Origin of the sequence: Streptomyces sp. Ru73 (assembly GCF_002920575.1) — a bacterium.
Lineage (GTDB): Bacteria > Actinomycetota > Actinomycetes > Streptomycetales > Streptomycetaceae > Streptomyces.
Genome location: NZ_PQSQ01000196.1, coordinates 1 through 3,562, shown reverse-complemented (window position 1 = coordinate 3,562; position 3,562 = coordinate 1). Strand labels below are relative to the sequence as shown.

Sequence of the window (3,562 nt, the reverse complement as noted above, 5' to 3'; positions counted from 1 at the left end):
GAAATGGCGTTAGTCATGAAATATAGACCGCCATCGAGTACCCCTTGTACCCTTAACTCTTCCTGATACGTAAATAATGATTTGGTGGCCCTTGCTGGACTTGAACCAGCGACCAAGCGATTATGAGTCGCCTGCTCTAACCACTGAGCTAAAGGGCCTTGAGTGTGCAATAACAATACTTATAAACCACGCAATAAACATGATGATCTAGAGAATCCCGTCGTAGCCACCATCTTTTTTTGCGGGAGTGGCGAAATTGGTAGACGCACCAGATTTAGGTTCTGGCGCCGCTAGGTGTGCGAGTTCAAGTCTCGCCTCCCGCACCATTCACCAGAAAGCGTTGATCGGATGCCCTCGAGTCGGGCAGCGTTGGGTCCTGGCCACGGGTGCGCATGATCGTGCTCCTGTCGTTGAGGACCCGGCTAGGCTGGCGGGGTTGCCTTACTGGTTAGCAGAATGAATCACCGATACGCGAGCGAACGTGAAGCGACTGCTGCTGCAAAACGTCTGCGACCTGAGCAACAACATGAATGGTCTTCGGTTTCCGTGTTTCGTAAAGTCTGGAAACGCGGAAGTCCCCTACGTGCTGCTGAAGTTGCCCGCAACAGAGAGTGGAACCAACCGGTGATACCACGATACTATGACTGAGAGTCAACGCCATGAGCGGCCTCATTTCTTATTCTGAGTTACAACAGTCCGCACCGCTGCCGGTAGCTCCTTCCGGTGGGCGCGGGGCATGACTATCGTCGCCGCACTTATGACTGTCTTCTTTATCATGCAACTCGTAGGACAGGTGCCGGCAGCGCCCAACAGTCCCCCGGCCACGGGGCCTGCCACCATACCCACGCCGAAACAAGCGCCCTGCACCATTATGTTCCGGATCTGCATCGCAGGATGCTGCTGGCTACCCTGTGGAACACCTACATCTGTATTAACGAAGCGCTAACCGTTTTTATCAGGCTCTGGGAGGCAGAATAAATGATCATATCGTCAATTATTACCTCCACGGGGAGAGCCTGAGCAAACTGGCCTCAGGCATTTGAGAAGCACACGGTCACACTGCTTCCGGTAGTCAATAAACCGGTAAACCAGCAATAGACATAAGCGGCTATTTAACGACCCTGCCCTGAACCGACGACCGGGTCGAATTTGCTTTCGAATTTCTGCCATTCATCCGCTTATTATCACTTATTCAGGCGTAGCAACCAGGCGTTTAAGGGCACCAATAACTGCCTTAAAAAAATTACGCCCCGCCCTGCCACTCATCGCAGTACTGTTGTAATTCATTAAGCATTCTGCCGACATGGAAGCCATCACAAACGGCATGATGAACCTGAATCGCCAGCGGCATCAGCACCTTGTCGCCTTGCGTATAATATTTGCCCATGGTGAAAACGGGGGCGAAGAAGTTGTCCATATTGGCCACGTTTAAATCAAAACTGGTGAAACTCACCCAGGGATTGGCTGAGACGAAAAACATATTCTCAATAAACCCTTTAGGGAAATAGGCCAGGTTTTCACCGTAACACGCCACATCTTGCGAATATATGTGTAGAAACTGCCGGAAATCGTCGTGGTATTCACTCCAGAGCGATGAAAACGTTTCAGTTTGCTCATGGAAAACGGTGTAACAAGGGTGAACACTATCCCATATCACCAGCTCACCGTCTTTCATTGCCATACGGAATTCCGGATGAGCATTCATCAGGCGGGCAAGAATGTGAATAAAGGCCGGATAAAACTTGTGCTTATTTTTCTTTACGGTCTTTAAAAAGGCCGTAATATCCAGCTGAACGGTCTGGTTATAGGTACATTGAGCAACTGACTGAAATGCCTCAAAATGTTCTTTACGATGCCATTGGGATATATCAACGGTGGTATATCCAGTGATTTTTTTCTCCATTTTAGCTTCCTTAGCTCCTGAAAATCTCGATAACTCAAAAAATACGCCCGGTAGTGATCTTATTTCATTATGGTGAAAGTTGGAACCTCTTACGTGCCGATCAACGTCTCATTTTCGCCAAAAGTTGGCCCAGGGCTTCCCGGTATCAACAGGGACACCAGGATTTATTTATTCTGCGAAGTGATCTTCCGTCACAGGTATTTATTCGGCGCAAAGTGCGTCGGGTGATGCTGCCAACTTACTGATTTAGTGTATGATGGTGTTTTTGAGGTGCTCCAGTGGCTTCTGTTTCTATCAGCTGTCCCTCCTGTTCAGCTACTGACGGGGTGGTGCGTAACGGCAAAAGCACCGCCGGACATCAGCGCTAGCGGAGTGTATACTGGCTTACTATGTTGGCACTGATGAGGGTGTCAGTGAAGTGCTTCATGTGGCAGGAGAAAAAAGGCTGCACCGGTGCGTCAGCAGAATATGTGATACAGGATATATTCCGCTTCCTCGCTCACTGACTCGCTACGCTCGGTCGTTCGACTGCGGCGAGCGGAAATGGCTTACGAACGGGGCGGAGATTTCCTGGAAGATGCCAGGAAGATACTTAACAGGGAAGTGAGAGGGCCGCGGCAAAGCCGTTTTTCCATAGGCTCCGCCCCCCTGACAAGCATCACGAAATCTGACGCTCAAATCAGTGGTGGCGAAACCCGACAGGACTATAAAGATACCAGGCGTTTCCCCCTGGCGGCTCCCTCGTGCGCTCTCCTGTTCCTGCCTTTCGGTTTACCGGTGTCATTCCGCTGTTATGGCCGCGTTTGTCTCATTCCACGCCTGACACTCAGTTCCGGGTAGGCAGTTCGCTCCAAGCTGGACTGTATGCACGAACCCCCCGTTCAGTCCGACCGCTGCGCCTTATCCGGTAACTATCGTCTTGAGTCCAACCCGGAAAGACATGCAAAAGCACCACTGGCAGCAGCCACTGGTAATTGATTTAGAGGAGTTAGTCTTGAAGTCATGCGCCGGTTAAGGCTAAACTGAAAGGACAAGTTTTGGTGACTGCGCTCCTCCAAGCCAGTTACCTCGGTTCAAAGAGTTGGTAGCTCAGAGAACCTTCGAAAAACCGCCCTGCAAGGCGGTTTTTTCGTTTTCAGAGCAAGAGATTACGCGCAGACCAAAACGATCTCAAGAAGATCATCTTATTAATCAGATAAAATATTTCTAGATTTCAGTGCAATTTATCTCTTCAAATGTAGCACCTGAAGTCAGCCCCATACGATATAAGTTGTAATTCTCATGTTTGACAGCTTATCATCGATAAGCTTTAATGCGGTAGTTTATCACAGTTAAATTGCTAACGCAGTCAGGCACCGTGTATGAAATCTAACAATGCGCTCATCGTCATCCTCGGCACCGTCACCCTGGATGCTGTACAATTGACGACGACAAGGGCCCGGGCAAACTAGTAATCAGACGCGGTCGTTCACTTGTTCAGCAACCAGATCAAAAGCCATTGACTCAGCAAGGGTTGACCGTATAATTCACGCGATTACACCGCATTGCGGTATCAACGCGCCCTTAGCTCAGTTGGATAGAGCAACGACCTTCTAAGTCGTGGGCCGCAGGTTCGAATCCTGCAGGGCGCGCCATTACAATTCAATCAGTTACGCCTTC

At 49.7% G+C, this 3,562-nt stretch carries 1 protein-coding gene, 3 tRNA genes and 2 pseudogenes; 4 read left to right on the top strand and 2 right to left on the bottom strand.

What is annotated here, in order from left to right; translation table 11 throughout:
* Window positions 1–82: 82 nt before the first annotated feature.
* Window positions 83–158, bottom strand: a tRNA-Ile gene (locus tag C3486_RS36425).
* An 83-nt stretch (window positions 159–241) separates the two neighbouring features.
* Between C3486_RS36425 and C3486_RS36420 the strand changes: the two genes are divergently transcribed.
* Together C3486_RS36420 and C3486_RS38890 are read left to right on the top strand one after the other, a co-directional pair.
* Window positions 242–326: transfer RNA gene (locus C3486_RS36420), tRNA-Leu, on the top strand.
* Between the two features lie 615 nt (window positions 327–941).
* Window positions 942–1,043 (top strand): annotated as a pseudogene (locus C3486_RS38890) (GNAT family N-acetyltransferase); the annotation flags it as partial.
* Between the two features lie 200 nt (window positions 1,044–1,243).
* Here the strand turns inward: C3486_RS38890 and C3486_RS36405 are convergent.
* Window positions 1,244–1,903, bottom strand: a complete 660-nt coding sequence (locus C3486_RS36405; protein WP_000412211.1) for a type A-1 chloramphenicol O-acetyltransferase — start codon at window positions 1,901–1,903, stop codon at window positions 1,244–1,246.
* Between the two features lie 278 nt (window positions 1,904–2,181).
* Here C3486_RS36405 and C3486_RS36395 point away from each other — a divergent pair.
* Window positions 2,182–2,268 (top strand): annotated as a pseudogene (locus tag C3486_RS36395) (IS1 family transposase); the annotation flags it as partial.
* A 1,192-nt stretch (window positions 2,269–3,460) separates the two neighbouring features.
* Window positions 3,461–3,537, top strand: a tRNA-Arg gene (locus C3486_RS36380).
* Window positions 3,538–3,562 lie beyond the last annotated feature (25 nt).